The sequence below is a fragment of the Paeniglutamicibacter sp. Y32M11 genome (genome assembly GCF_019285735.1).
In the GTDB taxonomy this organism is placed as follows: domain Bacteria; phylum Actinomycetota; class Actinomycetes; order Actinomycetales; family Micrococcaceae; genus Paeniglutamicibacter.
This window is the reverse complement of record NZ_CP079107.1, coordinates 852,168-868,891: the sequence shown is the minus strand read 5'-3', so window position 1 is coordinate 868,891 and position 16,724 is coordinate 852,168. Positions and strand designations below refer to the sequence as shown.

Annotated in this window: 16 protein-coding genes; 10 read left to right on the top strand and 6 right to left on the bottom strand. The window is 61.8% G+C overall.

All coding sequences use genetic code 11. The features are described from left to right. Nucleotides 1-12: 12 nt before the first annotated feature. The 3 genes from purE to manA are packed head-to-tail and all read left to right on the top strand — an operon-like array spanning nt 13 to nt 3,444. Nucleotides 13-513, top strand: coding sequence for a 5-(carboxyamino)imidazole ribonucleotide mutase (gene purE / locus KUF55_RS03885; RefSeq protein ID WP_132362580.1), 501 nt, complete (start codon nt 13-15; stop codon nt 511-513). An 8-nt stretch (nt 514-521) separates the two neighbouring features. Beyond that, nucleotides 522-2,138 carry an LCP family protein gene (locus KUF55_RS03880; protein ID WP_255557293.1) on the top strand — a complete coding sequence of 539 codons (1,617 nt, stop codon included), beginning with the start codon at nt 522-524 and terminating at the stop codon, nt 2,136-2,138. Between the two features lie 55 nt (nt 2,139-2,193). Beyond that, nucleotides 2,194-3,444 (top strand): mannose-6-phosphate isomerase, class I, encoded by a 1,251-nt coding sequence (gene manA / locus KUF55_RS03875; protein ID WP_218818045.1) that lies wholly within the window; start codon nt 2,194-2,196, stop codon nt 3,442-3,444. Between the two features lie 90 nt (nt 3,445-3,534). On the opposite strand, the gene glpX is transcribed toward manA, so the two are convergent. Further along, nucleotides 3,535-4,557: a class II fructose-bisphosphatase gene (glpX, locus tag KUF55_RS03870; protein ID WP_132361975.1), complete on the bottom strand. Its 1,023-nt coding sequence runs from the start codon at nt 4,555-4,557 to the stop codon at nt 3,535-3,537. A gap of 162 nt (nt 4,558-4,719) precedes the next feature. Here glpX and KUF55_RS03865 point away from each other — a divergent pair, with 162 nt between their 5' ends. The 5 genes from KUF55_RS03865 to KUF55_RS03845 all read left to right on the top strand — a co-directional run bounded on the left by KUF55_RS03865 (nt 4,720) and on the right by KUF55_RS03845 (nt 10,342). After that, nucleotides 4,720-5,361, top strand: a complete 642-nt coding sequence (locus KUF55_RS03865; RefSeq protein ID WP_218818044.1) for a DUF4245 domain-containing protein — start codon at nt 4,720-4,722, stop codon at nt 5,359-5,361. Between the two features lie 142 nt (nt 5,362-5,503). After that, entirely contained in the window at nt 5,504-6,139 is a 636-nt protein-coding gene (locus tag KUF55_RS03860; protein ID WP_132361979.1) for a carbonic anhydrase, read from the top strand. 104 nt (nt 6,140-6,243) lie between these two features. After that, nucleotides 6,244-7,656, top strand: coding sequence for a class II fumarate hydratase (locus tag KUF55_RS03855; protein ID WP_218818043.1), 1,413 nt, complete (start codon nt 6,244-6,246; stop codon nt 7,654-7,656). A gap of 277 nt (nt 7,657-7,933) precedes the next feature. Further along, nucleotides 7,934-8,611: a TetR/AcrR family transcriptional regulator gene (locus tag KUF55_RS03850; protein WP_218818042.1), complete on the top strand. Its 678-nt coding sequence runs from the start codon at nt 7,934-7,936 to the stop codon at nt 8,609-8,611. Nucleotides 8,612-8,665: 54 nt separating this feature from the next. Continuing rightward, a complete protein-coding gene (locus tag KUF55_RS03845) occupies nt 8,666-10,342 on the top strand; it encodes an MDR family MFS transporter (RefSeq protein ID WP_218818041.1) in 1,677 nt (558 codons plus the stop codon). A gap of 138 nt (nt 10,343-10,480) precedes the next feature. Here the strand turns inward: KUF55_RS03845 and KUF55_RS03840 are convergent, their stop codons facing one another. Further along, nucleotides 10,481-10,972, bottom strand: a complete 492-nt coding sequence (locus tag KUF55_RS03840; RefSeq protein ID WP_218818040.1) for an NUDIX domain-containing protein — start codon at nt 10,970-10,972, stop codon at nt 10,481-10,483. Nucleotides 10,973-10,996: 24 nt separating this feature from the next. After that, nucleotides 10,997-11,521: a prepilin peptidase gene (locus KUF55_RS03835; protein ID WP_370630949.1), complete on the bottom strand. Its 525-nt coding sequence runs from the start codon at nt 11,519-11,521 to the stop codon at nt 10,997-10,999. 99 nt (nt 11,522-11,620) lie between these two features. Here KUF55_RS03835 and KUF55_RS03830 point away from each other — a divergent pair, with 99 nt between their 5' ends. Beyond that, nucleotides 11,621-12,490, top strand: a complete 870-nt coding sequence (locus KUF55_RS03830; protein WP_218818039.1) for a hypothetical protein — start codon at nt 11,621-11,623, stop codon at nt 12,488-12,490. Between the two features lie 29 nt (nt 12,491-12,519). On the opposite strand, the gene KUF55_RS03825 is transcribed toward KUF55_RS03830, so the two are convergent. Beyond that, nucleotides 12,520-13,887 carry a PhoH family protein gene (locus tag KUF55_RS03825; protein WP_255557292.1) on the bottom strand — a complete coding sequence of 456 codons (1,368 nt, stop codon included), beginning with the start codon at nt 13,885-13,887 and terminating at the stop codon, nt 12,520-12,522. A gap of 187 nt (nt 13,888-14,074) precedes the next feature. Further along, the gene (locus KUF55_RS03820; RefSeq protein ID WP_132361993.1) at nt 14,075-14,836 is read right to left on the bottom strand and encodes an isoprenyl transferase; all 762 of its coding nucleotides are present in this window, start codon (nt 14,834-14,836) and stop codon (nt 14,075-14,077) included. 203 nt (nt 14,837-15,039) lie between these two features. On the opposite strand from KUF55_RS03820, the gene KUF55_RS03815 reads away from it, so the two are divergent. Then, nucleotides 15,040-15,720: a hemolysin III family protein gene (locus tag KUF55_RS03815; protein ID WP_218818038.1), complete on the top strand. Its 681-nt coding sequence runs from the start codon at nt 15,040-15,042 to the stop codon at nt 15,718-15,720. Here the strand turns inward: KUF55_RS03815 and KUF55_RS03810 are convergent. Continuing rightward, nucleotides 15,717-16,643: a hypothetical protein gene (locus KUF55_RS03810; RefSeq protein WP_218818037.1), complete on the bottom strand. Its 927-nt coding sequence runs from the start codon at nt 16,641-16,643 to the stop codon at nt 15,717-15,719. The two genes, KUF55_RS03815 and KUF55_RS03810, sit on opposite strands and share 4 nt — an antisense overlap. Between the last annotated feature and the right edge of the window lie 81 nt (nt 16,644-16,724).

Genomic DNA, 16,724 nt, shown 5'->3' with positions numbered 1-16,724 from the left:
GTTTCTCTGGTTATGGGCTCCGACTCGGATTGGCCCGTCATGCGACTGGCCGCCGAGGCACTGAGCGAATTTTCCATTCCCTTCGAGGCAGACGTCGTCTCGGCGCACCGCATGCCCGAAGACATGATCGCCTATGGCAAGGCCGCCCACGACCGCGGCATCCGCGTGATCATTGCCGGCGCCGGCGGAGCAGCCCACCTTCCGGGCATGCTCGCCTCCGTCACCCCGTTGCCCGTCATCGGCGTCCCCGTGCCCCTGAAGACTCTTGACGGCATGGACTCACTACTTTCCATCGTTCAGATGCCAGCGGGTGTCCCCGTCGCCACCGTTTCGATCGGTGGGGCTCGCAACGCCGGCCTGTTGGCCGTGCGTATCCTGGCCACCGGCACCGATGAGCTGGCCGCAAAACTGCGCAGCCAGCTCATCGACTTCGCAGCGTCCCTTCGCACCGTCGCCTCGGACAAGGGCGCAGTACTGCGTGCGGCAGCCGCCTCCGAATTCACCGGTAACTAAGGACCTCAATGAGTGAACCGCACCGCCCGAAGGGCACCACTAACCTGCTCCCGGATCCCGAATCCGCAACGGCACCAGTACGCACCAAACGCGCACTGTTCTTGCTGCTGCTGACCACATTCTTCCCCGGAAGCGCCCAGTGGGTTGCGGGACAACGAGCGCTGGGCGGATTCGTCATGCGCGTCACCATGGTGTGCTGGGGCCTGCTCATCGCGATCCTGCTCACCGCGCTGTTAAAGCGCGATTGGCTGCTGAACATTTTTGCCCAACCATGGGTGCAATTGGCTACCACCGTGGCACTGATCGTCTTAGCAGCCGGGTGGCTGCTGATGTTCCTCAATACCTTGGCCATCATCCGGCCCAAGTATTTGGCCCCCGGAGCCCGCATTGGGCTCACCGCCACCTTACTGGTGCTGGCATTGGGGATCACCGGGTCGATGAGCTACGGCGCGTTTGTGATGAACAAGGGCCGGGAGACCATTTCCAATGTCTTCTCCTCCGGGCCCGCCATTAAGGCCGTAGATGGGCGCTACAACATTGCCGTGTTTGGCGCCGACTCGGGCGCTAACCGGGAGGGCATCCGCACGGACTCGATGTCGTTGATTTCCGTGGATGCCAAAACCGGCAAGTCGCTCTTGATCTCCATTCCACGCAACATGCAGAACGCGCGATTCTCTGACGATTCGCCCCTGCGTGAGGTCTACCCCAATGGATTTGATTGCGGCGATGAATGCCTCTTCAACGCGATCTACCGCGATACCACCGATAACCACGCGGAGCTCTACCCCAACTCGGCCGACCCGGGGGCCGAGGCCACCATGGACGCCATTGAGGGCAGCACCGGACTCAAGGTCCAGGGCTACGTGATGATCGACATGGCCGGATTCGCCGGATTCATCAACGCCATGGGCGGGGTCACCGTCGATTCCGGCGGTTGGGTCCCGTACAACGGCAAGGCCTGGCCCAACTCCTCGGTGAACACCCACTGGTTCTCCCCCGGCGTGCACACCTTTACCGGCAAGCAGGCCCTATGGTTCGCCCGCTCGCGCGACTTCACCACCGATTACCACCGCATCGCCCGTCAGCAATGCCTGCAGCAGGCCATGATCAAACAGTTCAGCCCGCAGACGCTGCTCACTCGCTTTACCGACATCATGGATGCCGGAGAGGAGCTGGTGCGTACCGATATTCCGCAGCAGCAGCTCGGTTCCTTCCTGAACCTAGCCAACAAGGCGCGCGAGACCCCGTTTGAACGGTTAACCCTGGGAGCCCCGGACTTCGGTTCGGCGGCGGATAAGTTCTCCACCTACCCCGACTTCGACAAGATCCATACCCGCATCCAGTCACTCATTGCCGAGGAATCGGGCACCACCGCCGCCCCGAGCAGCAAGTCCGCCAAGGCCTCGGCCGCTTCCTCCGCGTCGAGTGCCCCCACGTCCAGCACCTCGGACACCGGGCGAAACACCGAACCGGACAAAATCGTGGAAGAACCCACCGATTCGCCCACCGCCCAGCCCGATGGTTCGGCGTTGAGCGAGGAATATCTGGTCACGCTCGAACAAATTGGCCGTACCGACCTACTCGGTGAAATTGCTGTCAACAACAACGATTGCTCGGTGCCTTAACCCCGCTTTCCTGCGGGTCGGCACATCGCCCCCACAGCTAGTTCAAAGGACCATCATGCATCGCCTGAGAAACACCATCCGTGACTATGCCTGGGGTTCCTCCGGCGCCATTTCTGACTTGCTGGGCACCTCACCCAGCGGGCTCCCGGAGGCTGAGATGTGGCTCGGCGCCCATCCCTCGGCACCGTCGCTGGCCGAGGTTCCCGGCCAAGGAAATACCGGACTAGATCAGTTGATCACCGCTACCCCCGATGCCCTGCTGGGCACCGAGGTGAACGCTGCCTACGGCCGGCTACCTTTTTTGATGAAGGTGCTGGCAGCGGCCAAACCGCTATCCATTCAGGTTCACCCCTCCGCGGCGCAGGCTACCGAGGGCTTTGCCGCGGAAAACCTCACAGGTCCCGCCCTCGATTCCCCCCGGCGCAATTACAAGGACGGCTCACACAAGCCGGAGATGATCTATGCACTAACTCCGTTCACCGCACTGAGTGGTTTCCGCCCGCCCGCCGAGTCGGCGGCGCTCTTCAGCACACTGGCCGAGGTCCTTGATGAGCCGGGCGCAACGGCCTGCCTCAAGATCGTCACACTGCTAGGGAATCCCGATGAGGCCGCCGCACTGAGCTCAAGCTGCGCTTATCTACTCAGCGGTTCCGCGGAGCTGAGGCCCACGGTGATCGCTGCAGTGGCAGCCATCGAGGCTAGCCCAGCGCTGGGCGAACATGGTGCCCTGGCGGAACTGCCGGGGATCAATGGCCACTATCCCGGAGACGCCGGAGTCCTGGTCTCGCTGCTGTTGAATCTGGTGGAGCTGAAACCCGGACAGGCGATGTACCTGGACGCCGGGAATATGCACGCCTACCTGCGCGGGCTTGGCGTTGAGGTGATGGCCAATTCGGACAACGTGTTGCGCGGCGGACTGACGCCCAAGCACATCGACGTGGACGAGTTACTGCGCATCACCGAATTCCGCGCGCTGGGCGTGCCACTGCTTGATGCCACGGAAACCGAGTACGGGCAGCAACTCTTCGTCCCGCCCTTCGCGGAGTTCCAGCTCCAGCACCTTGAGCTTCAGCCAGCGAGCGATTCAACATCCATGGGTGACGGGGACGTGGCCGTGGCGGCCAACGGACCGGTGATCATTCTGTGCACCGAGGGTGAGCTGTTGATCGATACTCCCTACGGGGATGAGCTATTGCGTCGCGGTGATTCGTTGTTCATTGGTGCCAACGAATGCCCCGCCGTGGCCAGGCGCAGTGCGACGACCTCGGGTCGCGCCTTTGCCGTGACCCCGCAGCCGCTGACCTAGCACCACCAGACACAAAGACAGCCGGGCCCGGCGGGAATCACTTCCCGCCGGGCCCGGCTGTCTTTAAAACGCTATTTCACAAGGTGCTTCTTAGCGGGTGTAGGCTTCCCACTTATCGGACTGGTGCTCGCCCTCAACAAAACGGATGGTGCCGGACTTCGAGCGCATAACGATGGACTGCGTCTGGATGCGGCCGTTCTTGTAACGCACTCCGCGCAAGAGATCACCATCGGTGATGCCGGTGGCTGCGAAGTAGCAGTTATCGCTTGTGACCAGGTCATTGGTGGTCAAGACGCGGTCCAGGTCGTGACCGGCGTCGATGGCCTTCTGCCTCTCGTCATCGTCGGTCGGCCACAGGCGACCCTGGATGACACCACCGAGGGACTTGATGGCACAAGCAGTGACGATACCCTCCGGGGTGCCGCCGATGCCCATCAAGGCGTCCACGCCGGTGCCCTCGCGGGTTGCCGCAATGGCCCCTGCAACGTCGCCGTCCATGATGAACTTGGTGCGAGCACCCGCGGCACGGATCTCCTCAACAAGGCCAGCGTGACGCGGACGGTCAAGGATGCAGACGGTGATCTGGGAAATCTTCTTGCCCTTGGCCTTGGCAATCAGGTGCAAGTTCTGCTTGACCGGCAGGCGCAGGTCCACCAGGTCGGCGGCCTCGGGGCCCGTCACCAGCTTCTCCATGTAGAACACCGCGGAGGGATCAAACATTGAACCGCGGTCGGCAACCGCCAGAACCGAGAGCGCATTGTTGATGCCCAGGGCTGCAAGTCGGGTGCCGTCGATCGGGTCAACAGCGACGTCGCATTCGGCGCCGTTGCCGTCGCCCACGTGTTCGCCATTGAACAACATTGGGGCTTCGTCTTTTTCGCCTTCGCCAATCACAACCACGCCGTTAAAGGACACGGTGGAGAGCAGCGAGCGCATAGCGTCAACGGCTGCACCGTCAGCGGCGTTCTTGTCACCGAAACCGACCCAGGGGCTTGAGGCTATGGCAGCGGCCTCGGTGGCACGCACCAGCTCAAGGGCCAGGTTGCGGTCGGGTTCCGCGTCGCTGACAGACAGTCGTGGGGACAGGTGGGCAAAATTCGTGGCTTCAGTCACGTTCTTCCTCGTCTTTGAGATCTGTTCGTTTGCCGGGGGCCAACGCCTTCCATCATACTATCGACCGGTCAGTGAGCCCCTTTCGGCACCGGGTTGTATGACGTGAGGCCCGGGTGTAGTGCCCGTTTAGATTCTGCGCGGGCAATGCGCGAGAATGGAGGGGTGAGTGAACACCCCGAAGGACCCGCCGTGCCCGCTTCATCCTCCGCGCCCGCCGATGCTCCGGCATCCGTGGAACCGGAGCAGAACTTCAAGCCGGTATTAACCGCTGCGCAGTCCAAGCGAGCCAACCAGACCCTGAAGGGCATGATCATTTCGGTGCTGCTCACCGTTGCCGTGGCCATCCCGGTCATCCTGATCAACCCCGCCAACAAGGCTGAGACCTTCAGGGATCCGGTTGACGTTGCGGATGTCGCCTCACAAGCGGCCGCGGATGCCAACTTCGTCCCATGGGCTCCAAACTTGCCCGCGGATGACTACGTCAACTTCGCCCGCTGGGTTGCCGGAAACGTTGATGGCATCAAATACTGGGAGTTCGGGGTGGTGACATCGGACGAGAAGTTCGTTTGGGTTCGCCAGACCGCCGATTCCAACCCGTCGTGGCTGGCCACCGTCACCGAAAACGCCGTTCCGGCAGGCACCCACACCGTGGATGGCACCGACTGGGAACTTCGCACCAAGGACAAGTCCCAGGTGCTCATCTCCACCATCGGCGATTCCACCCTGGTTTTCAGCAGCGACAGCGGCCTAGAAACCCTCGATTCGATGGCCCGCTTGGCCCAGCAAGAGATCCCCAAAAAGTAGCAGCTGACCCGGCCCCCGGGCAGAAGTGAGACCTTACCCACATTCATCCGTTTTGGGCGCGCCCCACAATTCGCCGTGCACATTACTTCATGAAAACGACGATTTGCGGTTCTGGAACAGGTACTGCGTCTAAGCTAAAAAAATGACTGAAGCCACCGTGCAAGAACAACCGAATTTGACTCCCGCTCAGGCTTGGCGGAAATTACGTGATGGCAACTCCCGATTTGTTGAGGGCAGTTCCGACCACCCCAACCAGGACGCGTTGCGACGTCAATTCCTCGTGGATAAGCAGCATCCCTTTGCCGTGATCTTTGGCTGTTCGGATTCGCGACTGGCCGCCGAGATCATCTTCGATCTCGGACTGGGTGACGCCTTCGTGGTGCGTACCGCCGGACACGTCATAGATTCCGCCGCACTTGGCTCCCTGGAGTACTCCGTGGCCATGCTGCACGTGCCATTGATTGTGGTCCTGGGACACGACTCCTGCGGCGCGGTCACCGCCACCATCGATTCGGTGGAAAGCGGAATCATGCCCCCGGGCTTCATCCGCGACCTCGTTGAACACATCACCCCCTCGGTGATCACCGCCCGTCGCAATGGTATTCAGGACGTGAACACCACGGTCGTCGAGCACGTCCAGCAGACCACCCACCGCCTGGTCGAGCAGTCACGCCTCATTTCCACCGCCGTGGAAGAGGGACGCACCGCCGTCATCGGGGTGACCTACCGGTTGGCGGAGGGCAAAGCGGAAATGGTCTCCGGCTTCGGAGTGCTCTAAAAACGTGTGTCGCTCCGCGCCATATTATTCCCGTGTTCGCCAATGGGCCGAACTGTGCGCCGGGCCACTGCCGAAGCAGGTAGATGCGGCGTAGCGTGTCTGGCATGGACACTTCTGCAGAATTCCGCATTGAACACGACACCATGGGCGAGGTTCGCGTTCCGGCCGCCGCTCTGTACCGCGCACAGACTCAGCGCGCAGTGGAGAACTTCCCGATCTCCGGCAAGCGACTGGAGCCGGCGCATATCAGGGCGCTCGCCCAGGTGAAGAAGGCGGCAGCGGCCGCCAACTTGGAGCTTGGGGTGCTTGATGCCGAGCGCGCCGGTGCCATCGTGGCGGCGGCCGATGAGGTCGCCGCCAATAAATACGACGAGCATTTCCCCATTGATGTGTTCCAGACCGGCTCGGGCACCTCGAGCAACATGAACATGAATGAGGTGCTGGCCGAGCTGGCGACCCGCGCTCTGGCTGCGTCAGGCTCCGCGACCGTGGTGCACCCGAACGATCACGTTAACGCCTCCCAGTCCTCCAACGATGTGTTCCCCACCTCCGTACACGTTGCTGCGACAGCGGGGCTGTTGCAGGACCTCATCCCGGGACTCGAAGTGCTGGCCGCATCGCTGGGGGCCAAATCGGTGGAGTTTAAGGACGTGGTGAAGTCCGGGCGCACCCACCTGATGGATGCCACCCCGGTGACCCTGGGCCAGGAATTTGGTGGTTACGCCGCGCAGATGCGTTATGGCGTGGAACGCATCCTCGCCTCGCTGCCGCGGGTGGCCGAGGTCCCGCTGGGTGGCACCGCAGTGGGCACCGGCATCAACACCCCCGAGGGATTCCCGCAACGTGTTATCGAACTACTTGCGCTCGACACCGGGCTGCCGCTGACCGAGGCCCGCAACCACTTTGAGGCTCAGGCCAACCGGGATGGATTGATCGAGGCATCGGCCCAGCTGCGTAACATTGCCATCTCACTGATGAAGATCAACAACGATTTGCGTTGGATGGGTTCCGGGCCAAACACCGGACTGGGCGAGATCTCGATCCCGGATTTGCAGCCCGGGTCCTCGATCATGCCCGGTAAGGTCAACCCGGTGATTTCCGAGGCGGCGATCATGGTCGCAGCCCAGGTGATCGGCAACGACACCGCCATCGCATGGTCGGGCACCAACGGGGCGTTCGAGCTGAACGTGGGCATCCCGGTGATGGCCGCAAACTTACTCGAGTCCATTCGCCTGCTGGGCAATACCACGCGGGTCATGGCGGAGAAGATGGTTGACGGGATCACCGCGAACGTGGAACGCGCCCGCTTCCTGGCCGAGGCTTCCCCCTCCATCGTCACCCCACTGAACAAGCTCATTGGCTACGAGAGCGCCGCGAAGATCGCGAAGAAGGCGGTGGCCGATTCCCTGACGGTACGTGAGGCCACCGTGGCGTTGGGCTTTGTGGAGCGCGGCGAGGTGAGCGAGGAACAGCTTGATGCGCTGCTCGACGTCACCACCATGACCGGGAAGCACTAGCCCGCCCGGCACGTACCTCCCTAGATCGCCGACGCAGGGTCACCAACAGCGGGCCACCGAGCTTCTTGCTCGGTGGCCCGACGCGTCTCGGCGAGCGCCACCGGCGGGGCAACTTCGGAACTCTACCGAAGAACTGTGAGCCGATCGTCTTGCCCGCACTTGGCCGCGATTCGCTTTTTCCGCTGAGACCCGGACTCGGAAAACCTGCCCAGCCGCCCCGCTGTGTGCCAGATTACGAAACTTGCACTCATGTTCAGATAGTGCAAAACTGCACTTTGTGAATAAAAGTGCAACAGAGGTTTCGGTAGGCTCGGCCACGCCACCAACGCTCAGCGCCCGCATGCAAAAAACCCGGCTGTCGATCACGCGAAACGCGCGGACACTCACCGTGGAAAACGGCTTTGCCGGGTTTACCGTCGAGGAGCTCTGCGCTCGTGTCGGAATCTCACGCCGCACCTTTTTCAACTACTTCGCCACCAAGCTTGATGCCGTCTTCGGACACCAGGATGATGGATTGCCCGCCGAGGCGCTGGCACGCTTTATTGCTGCACGCCCCGCCGGAACCGTGGGGATCTCTCCCACGCTGCTAGCCGACCTCATGGATCTGGTCCTTGAACAACTACGGCGCGAGGAGTCCGAGATTCACAGCATGCAGGGGTTCTTCGACGCCATGCACCGCGAACCGGAACTGTTGGCGAAAATGATGCAGGTCGGTCCCGGACGTCAGGCCGAGTTCATCGCGCTGGTGGCCAAGCGCGAGGGGGTGGCACCGGATCACGACGGCATCGCGATGCTGGTGCACAGCCTCCAATTTGCCGTCCACCGGGCCATCGATCGTTACCTCGCCGTTCCCGAGGGGCCATCGCTCGCCGATGAATTTATGGCCATCATGCACCAGAGCCTGGAGCTTCTTGGCTCCGATCTCCCTCGAGCCAACCCACCTCCAACGGTCTAAGACCCCACCGCGCTCCATCTCAGACGTCATCCCACCACTCACAAGGAAACCATTATGTCCACCACCACCGCGTCCCGGAAAACTCCGGATTCGGCACCGCTGCTGCTGACGCAACGGCGTATCTGGATTATCTTCGCCGCGCTGATCGCCGGGATGATGCTCTCTTCCCTCGACCAGACCATCGTCTCCACCGCCATGCCCACCATCGTGGGACAGCTCGGCGGAGTCGAACACCAGGCCTGGATCACCACCGCCTACCTGTTGGCCACCACCATCGTGATGCCGATTTATGGGAAGTTCGGCGACGTTTTGGGACGACGCAATCTGTTCCTGATCGCCATTGCGCTCTTCACGCTGGCCTCCGTCGGCGCGGCATTTGCCGGCACCTTCTGGATGTTCGTCATCTTCCGTGCCATGCAGGGGTTGGGTGGTGGCGGTTTGATGATTCTGTCGCAAGCCATCATCGCCGACATCGTCCCGGCCTCCGAGCGCGGGAAGTACATGGGTCCACTGGGCGCCATCTTCGGACTCTCGGCCGTGGCAGGTCCGCTGCTGGGCGGCTTCTTCGTTGACCACCTGACCTGGCAGTGGGCGTTCTACATCAACATCCCCATCGGCATCGGCGCCTTCCTGATCGCCTGGTTCGCGCTGACCATCCCGAATAAGAAGTCCACCAAAAAGATCGACATGCTCGGGGTGCTGCTGCTCTCGATCGCCACCACCTGCCTGATCTTCTTCACCGACTTCGGCGGGAACAAGAACCACGGCTGGGCCGCTCCCGAAACCTGGGCCTGGGGCGTGGGCATGCTCGCGGCCATCGTGCTCTTCGTGATCGCCGAGGCACGCGCCGAGGACCCGATCATCCCGCTGTCGCTGTTCAAAAACCCGGTCTTCATCAATGCCACGGCCATCGGCTTCACCCTGGGCCTGGGCATGTTCGCTGCCATCGCGTTTGTGCCCACCTTCTTGCAGATGTCTTCCGGAACGTCGGCCGCCGTCTCGGGTCTCTTGATGGTCCCGATGATGATCGGCCTGATGGGCACCTCGATCTACTCGGGTATCGCGATCACCAAGACCGGCAAGTACAAGGGTTACCCGATCGCCGGAGCTCTGGTCACGGCGCTGGCCATGCTGGCATTCACCACGCTCTCGGCCACCACACCCCTGTGGCTGATCTGCGTGTACCTGTTTGTCTTCGGCGCCGGACTGGGTTTGATCATGCAGGTAGTGGTGCTGGTGGTTCAGAACGCCGTGGATCCGTCCATGGTCGGTACCGCCACCTCCACCAACAACTACTTCCGCGAGGTTGGCGCGTCCCTGGGCGTGGCGATCTTCGGTGCCATGTTCACCAACCGCCTCTCCGAGAAGCTCACCGAGGTCTTCACCTCCTCCGGAGCCAACGCTGCTGACGCCGGGACGGCCACCGCAACGCTGGACCCGCAGACGCTCGCACAGCTCCCCGACGCCATGCGTGAGGGCATCGTCAGCGCCTACGCCGACTCACTGGCTCCGGTGTTCTGGTACCTGATCCCCTTCATCCTCATCGCCTTCGTTCTGGCATTGTTCCTGAAGCAGGTCAAGCTCTCCGACACCGCTGGCATGGTGGCCCGTGGCGAAGCCATTGGCGGCGACGAGGCTCAGGCACTGGAAGACGCGCAACGCCACGGCACCACCGGGGCCGCGCCGAACGCAGCACCAGTCGGTGAGGTCAGCCAGGCGAAGGACCTCTAGCCTCCAGTAGGACATCACCGCCGATGCCCCGCCGTTCCATCCATCCTTACCCTTGGGGGAAGGACGGGTGAAGCCGCGGGGCATCGGTGTATCTGGGCGCCACCGGTGTTTCGCTGAACCAACACCGATTGCCAGGGTCTAGAGGTTGGCTCCCGGGGCTTCGGCGATGATGAAATGACCACCGGCCAGCGGTTCCACGGCCCAGGTGATCGCCCGTTGATGTTTGGGCGGCAGTGCGGGCAGCGCCGAAAGATCAAACCAACCAACCTCAAGGTTCTCATCGTCGTTCACCATCGCCTCCCCGCCCAGATACCGTGCGGCAAGAATGATGTCCAGATACTGAGCCCTATCCCCATTCGGATAGATGGCCTCATCGGTGGTGGCCACCCCCACCAGCGCGGTGATGGCACAATGCACCGCCGTCTCCTCAAAGACCTCCCGCACCGCGGCGATGGCAGGTTCCTCACCGGGTTCCAGGATTCCGGCCGGTAGGGTCCAGCGCCCGTTATCGGCCCGACGTACCAGCAGCACCTCGTTTTCGTGGATGAGCACCACCTTCACTCCCGGCAGCCACAGAGCATCGTGGCCAATCTTCTTGCGCATGTTAATGATGAATTCGGGGGTTGGCATGGTGTTGGTGAGCTCCTTTTCTCTCTAGGCTAACCGGCCACGGTGAGCGCCACAGCGCCACCGACCAACATGAAGGGTCCGAAGGCAACGGTTGAGCGAAGTGTGACTCGGCGAACGAACAGCAGCCCTAACGACCACAACGCCCCCCAGCATGAAGGCCACCGCCGTCCCCCAGAACAAGTGGGTCAAGGACAGAAACCCCAGGTACAGACCCAATACCGCCGCGAGCTTCACGTCGCCCAGCCCCATGCCGGCCGGGACGATCAGGTGCAAGAGCAGATACGTGGCAAAGAGGATCCCGGCACCGAGCAACATCCGTAAGATGATCGCCGGTTCCGCGGCGAAGAGGGCTGCGGTGCCCAACAGCACCAGTGCCACAGCAAACCACGGGCCCAGGATGCGGTTGGGCAAAAGATGCGACCTAAAATCGATGATGCTCAGGCGTACGGCGTTGATGAGATACAACACCAGTGCCAGGGCGGCCATGAGAGCTGCGACACTGGCCCCGGGCGTGGAGGCGGCAAACCACTGAAGGATTTGTTGCGGCATGGGGCACACCCTACGTGTTGCCCGGCCACACTGCCAGCACCGATTGATCTTGTCCCCCGCTCTGGAGCATTCCCCGAGACCCGTGGTTACACTGAAGTCATGACTGAGCATGATGGCGAGCTAGTTTTTCCGCACTCGGAGCAGGCCCCCAGCAAGGAATTGATGGGGAAATTCCGCCGGCTGGCCAGATCCTCGCCGTGGTTGTGGGACTCCGTGCAGCTCGATGTCAGCGCCACCGATACCGATAATCAGGCGCTGGCTTTTGACGCCGCAGATTCACCCACGCGGCTCACCGTACTGATCCGCCGTCCAGACGCCATCCGGGTCGAGGACGAACGAGGCGCGGTGCTCTTCCGCACCGAACACATTAACGATTCCAAAGACGCCAGCTTCGTGGCGGCCACCCGCAAGAGTTGGCTTTTGCCCCCACAGCTACTTGCCCCCGTCTACGGGGACGATGGATTGGTCACCAGGCGCCCCGAGGCCGCGTACCGCAACGAGTTGATGCCCGTGGGATTGTGGAGTGCCTTTTTGGATCCGGTGGAGCTCGCCGGCTTTGTTCCGGGCCCGGCGGATCTCCCGTTCCCGCACCCCACGATGATCCACAGCGTGCATGAGCTCACCGACGAATCGGGGCGTCCCTGCCTTGAGGCCGAGGTATCGCGCGGCCATTCCTATGTTCCGGTAATCAGCGATGCCCCCTTACTCGGCATGGGGATGACCCGGATCCGGCTGGATCTAGCCACGGGCATCTGTGTGGTGCGTCAGGTGCTGGACGCCGAAGGCCACGGCATCGAACACCGGGTCTCCATCACCGCCGTGGATCAATACATGATTGATGGCCTCTTCACCCAGGAAGAGGCGTCCTTGAGTGATATGCGGTTGGCTCCACTGTGGCCGATCCCGCCCCTGGCGAGTTCGGCGGCGACACATGTGGCGGCCCGGCACCGGGGAGCTAGCGCGGGCTAAGTCCGGGCCAGCTCCCCCAACGGTGCTCCCTAGTGGATGCGGTCCTCGAGCAACTCGGTGACCAGGGCCGCGATCTCGGAGCGTTCCGAGCGGGTGAGCGTGACATGCCCGAAGAGGTGGTGCCCCTTGAGCTGCTCGACCACCGCAGCCACGCCGTCGTGCCGCCCCACGCGCAGGTTATCGCGCTGGGCCACGTCGTGGGTCAAGACCACCTTGGAGTTCTGTCCAATGCGCGAGAGCACCGTGAGCAGTACATTGCGTTCCAACGACTGGGCCTCATCAACAATCACAAACGCATCATGCAGCGAACGTCCACGGATGTGCGTCAGCGGGAGGACCTCAAGCATTCCTCGGCTGAGCACCTCATCGATGGCGTTCTTGGAGACCACCGAGCCGAGGGTGTCAAAAACTGCCTGAGCCCACGGGTTCATCTTGTCGCTCTCGCCACCGGGCAGGTAGCCAAGCTCCTGGCCACCGACGGCGTAGAGCGGCCGGAAGACCATGATCTTGCGGTGTTCGCGGCGTTCCAGTACCGCCTCGAGGCCGGCGCAGAGCGCCAATGCGGACTTACCGGTTCCGGCACTACCACCGAGCGAGACGATGCCGACTTCCTTATCCAGCAGAAGATCTAGCGCCAGGCGCTGCTCCGCGGAACGCCCGCGCAGACCAAAGGCCTCGCGGTCCCCCCGCACAAGGTGCACTAGGTGATTGCGATCCACCCGGCCCAGTGCCGACCCGCGCGGAGAGTGCATGATCAATCCGGTGTTCACCGGCTGATCCGCCACCTCCGCCAGTTCCAGGGAAGCGTCGGCATACAGCGTGGACATGTCCTCCTCGCTCACGTCCATTTCGTGCACGCCGGTCCATCCGGAGGAAGCAATGAGCTCGTTGCGGTATTCCTCCGCAATCAGTCCCATGGCCGAGGCCTTAATCCGCATCGGCAGGTCCTTGGAGACCAAGGTGACATCCAGGCCCCCGTCCAGCAGGAACTTTGCGACGGCAAGTATCCGCGTGTCGTTATCGGCGTTGCGGAACCCCACCGGCAACACATCGGAGGCAATGTGGTTCAGCTCGATGCGTAGCGTTCCTCCCTGCGTACCGACCTCCATGTCCTTGGCCAGTCCACCCTGTTTGCTTCCCAGGGTGTCCAGAGTCCGAAGAGCCTCTCGAGCGAAGAACCCCAAGGTCGGGTCGTTGCGTTTGTGCTCGAGTTCGGTGATGACCGTCAGCGGCAGCACCACGTGATGTTCGGCAAAGCGCAGCATGGCGTGGGGATCGGCGATCAGTACCGAGGTATCAAGAACAAAAGTGCGGCGCGGTTGTTCCGCGTCCGGGAGCCCGAGCGCCTGGGGGGACGCGGTGGGTGCAGATGATTCGAGTTTCTGGTTCACTGCCACGTGTGACTCCTCGCGGGGAGAGCTGCCCCGTTCAGCGAGCAATGACGGCTTCATCACCCGTTAGACCCAAAGCTACGCCGTAAAACTCGGGGCGTCATGAGTCTGGAGCAAATGTCTGATGGACAGCCGGTAAACTATTGGCGCCAGCCGAGTTTCGGGGACGTTGCGCCAGGCCCCCGGCGCAGCCTTAGGAGCCGAAGCGGCGCTTGCGATCGGCGAAGTCACGCAGCGCACGCAGGAAATCCACCCGCCGGAAATCGGGCCACAGCGCCTCACAGAAGTAGAACTCGGAATAGGCGCTCTGCCAAGTCAGGAATCCGGAGAGCCGTTGCTCACCCGAGGTCCGGATCACGAGGTCCGGATCTGGTTGCCCCTTGGTATAGAGGTGCGTGGCAAGCAGTTCCGGGTCTAGGTCCTCGGCAATTTGCGCGGCGTTCAGACCATTGGCGTGGCCCTGCATCAGCAGGGCCTTGACCGCATCAACGATTTCGCGTCGTCCACCGTAGCCGACGGCCACATTGACGTGGATGCCCGTGACATGGGCGGTGGAGGCCTCGAGTTCACACAGCTTGTCTGCGAGGTAGGTGGGAAGCAATTCCAGGGCGCCGACGGGTTTCACGCGGACGGTTTTGGTTTCGCCCAGCCGGTCCAAGGTGTTGGCAATGATGCCCATCAGGTCGTCAAGTTCTTGGCTGGAGCGGTTCATGTTGTCCGTGGAAAGCATGTAGAGCGTGACCACATCGATGTCGAGTTCTTGGCACCAACCCAGGAACTCAAGAATCTTGTCGGCACCGGCCTGATGACCACGTGCCGTGGGCTGGCCAGAGAGCTTGGCCCAGCGACGGTTTCCATCCACCAGCACCCCGATGTGGGCAGGTAGCTTTTCCGGGCTCAACACGCCACGTAACCGCCGCTCATAGAGACGGTAAACGAAGCCCGGTAAATCCACTGAGATACTCCTGCTTGGTACGAAAGGTGGGTGGGCAACGAGGAGCAAAACTCCACGTGCACTGCCTTAACGCTACCGGGTTCACCCCCGGGCTAGGTACCAAGACGCGGGCAATCTTCCTGTCAGTCTGCCGTGCTACCTGCTCGCACGGATACCCCGGGCCGCTGCACAGCAGCTTCAAGACACCGGGTTAGGCTTGGGCCATGACCCAGCACCAACCTGCCGCGCCACATTCGAGTATTCCGGCCCAGCCCGAAAAGCCATTGCTGCGCGGCTGGATTCATGCCGTGACAGCGCCACTGGCGCTGGCCGCTGGAATTGCCCTGATCATTGTGGCTCCGGCTGGTGCCGGCAAGATCACCAGCGCGATCTTTGCCTTCACCGGAGTTCTCCTCTTTAGCGTTTCGGCGTTTTATCATCGCGGCAACTGGTCACCCATGACCACCCGAGTGCTTAAACGCATTGACCATACCAACATCATGTTGCTGATCGCAGGCTCCTACACGCCGTTGGCTTGGGCGCTGCTTCCCACCTCATCGGCCACGGTCTTGCTGATTGCGATCTGGATCGGCGCGCTGGCTGGCGTCGCTTTCCGGGTCTTCTATACCGATGCCCCACGCTGGCTTTACACCCCGGTCTACGTCTTGTTGGGCCTAGCGTCGATGCTTTTTATTGGCCAATTTTTTGCCGCGAATCTTCTCGCCGCCACCCTGATCTGTGTGGGTGGCGGCTTCTACATCGCCGGGGCGGTTTTCTATGCGCTCAAGGCGCCGAATCCCATTCCCGGAGTGTTGGGATTCCACGAGCTTTTCCATGCCTTTACACTCATTGGCTTCGCGTGCCACTTCACCGCCATCACTCTGGCTGTGCTCGGCACAGCCTAGTAGAGCTTTTCCGTCCAACCCGAAGCGATCTTGCCGTAACCAACGATGTCGGCGCCCGAGCTATCGTCGTTGCGCTTGTCGAGGTAAAGGTACACATCGCCATTACCAAGGACACCCAAGAGCATCCGCGGTTGATTCGGTTGGCCCCACTCGCCGCAGGTTGCGCTGCCAAGGTACTTAAAGTTGCCCCAGGTGGCTGACTTCAAATCCCGGCGCGACCACTGTGAGGCCTTGTCGTGGGGAATCGTGTATTCGACCAATTTGCCGTCAACGGTGGTGGCCAACAAAACGTCCGCGGTCCGGGTGGTACCTGCCACGACACCCGTGCGATCGAAGGCGAGGGTCTTGATTCCCTGCCATCCCGAATTTCCCACCACAACGCGGGATTTTGGTCCTCCGGCACCGTTGAACACATAGCGCCCCAGCGCCCCGGAATCCGTGAGGCCGTAGATGTATTGCCCGGCACTGGTTGCCTTGGAGCTGGCAACCATGAGCCGGGTCTGTCCCCAGGTCACTGCCATCCGCGTAGCGGTGACCTTGACGTCGTTATAGCTCTTGGGGCCGATGGCAGTGACCGAGTAGAAGCCGCCATCACTGGAATTTGCGTAGAAACTTTCGTTGACAAATTCGATGCCTCCGGCTCCCCCGGGAGGTAGCACCGCGCGGGGCACAAAGCTGAGCCGTCCGGGGTTGTATTTCTCCGTGGTAATTTTAGCAACGCCACCCTGAGTGGTGTAGTGACGTTCGGTGAGTTGGCCGCTAGAGGTTACACCTCTTGCCTGCCAGTAACAATTGAGCCCCGGAATCGCCCGAGCAGCCGAGGTGGTTTGGCCATCAACCGCGTTGGCCGGCCCCCCGCCTAAAAGGGTGCCCGCCAATGCGAGAATCGCGGCTATCGATCCAACGGTTTTTTTCTTCAGCATGATTATTTTCCGCCACTCATCGGGGTTCGTACGGTGCGCACGAACTCGATAGTAACAATGTTTTAGATAATAAGTACATGC

Excerpts from the sequence above, each read along its gene's own strand:
- KUF55_RS03845 (WP_218818041.1), top strand. The coding sequence starts at position 8,666 with ATGTCCACCACCACCGCGTCCCGGAAAACTCCGGATTCGGCACCGCTG.
- KUF55_RS03880 (WP_255557293.1), top strand. The coding sequence starts at position 522 with ATGAGTGAACCGCACCGCCCGAAGGGCACCACTAACCTGCTCCCGGAT.
- KUF55_RS03860 (WP_132361979.1), top strand. The coding sequence starts at position 5,504 with ATGACTGAAGCCACCGTGCAAGAACAACCGAATTTGACTCCCGCTCAG.
- KUF55_RS03815 (WP_218818038.1), top strand. The coding sequence starts at position 15,040 with ATGACCCAGCACCAACCTGCCGCGCCACATTCGAGTATTCCGGCCCAG.
- KUF55_RS03810 (WP_218818037.1), bottom strand. The coding sequence starts at position 16,643 with ATGCTGAAGAAAAAAACCGTTGGATCGATAGCCGCGATTCTCGCATTG.
- KUF55_RS03835 (WP_370630949.1), bottom strand. The coding sequence starts at position 11,521 with ATGCCGCAACAAATCCTTCAGTGGTTTGCCGCCTCCACGCCCGGGGCC.
- manA (WP_218818045.1), top strand. The coding sequence starts at position 2,194 with ATGCATCGCCTGAGAAACACCATCCGTGACTATGCCTGGGGTTCCTCC.
- KUF55_RS03840 (WP_218818040.1), bottom strand. The coding sequence starts at position 10,972 with ATGCCAACCCCCGAATTCATCATTAACATGCGCAAGAAGATTGGCCAC.
- purE (WP_132362580.1), top strand. The coding sequence starts at position 13 with ATGGGCTCCGACTCGGATTGGCCCGTCATGCGACTGGCCGCCGAGGCA.
- KUF55_RS03855 (WP_218818043.1), top strand. The coding sequence starts at position 6,244 with ATGGACACTTCTGCAGAATTCCGCATTGAACACGACACCATGGGCGAG.
- KUF55_RS03830 (WP_218818039.1), top strand. The coding sequence starts at position 11,621 with ATGACTGAGCATGATGGCGAGCTAGTTTTTCCGCACTCGGAGCAGGCC.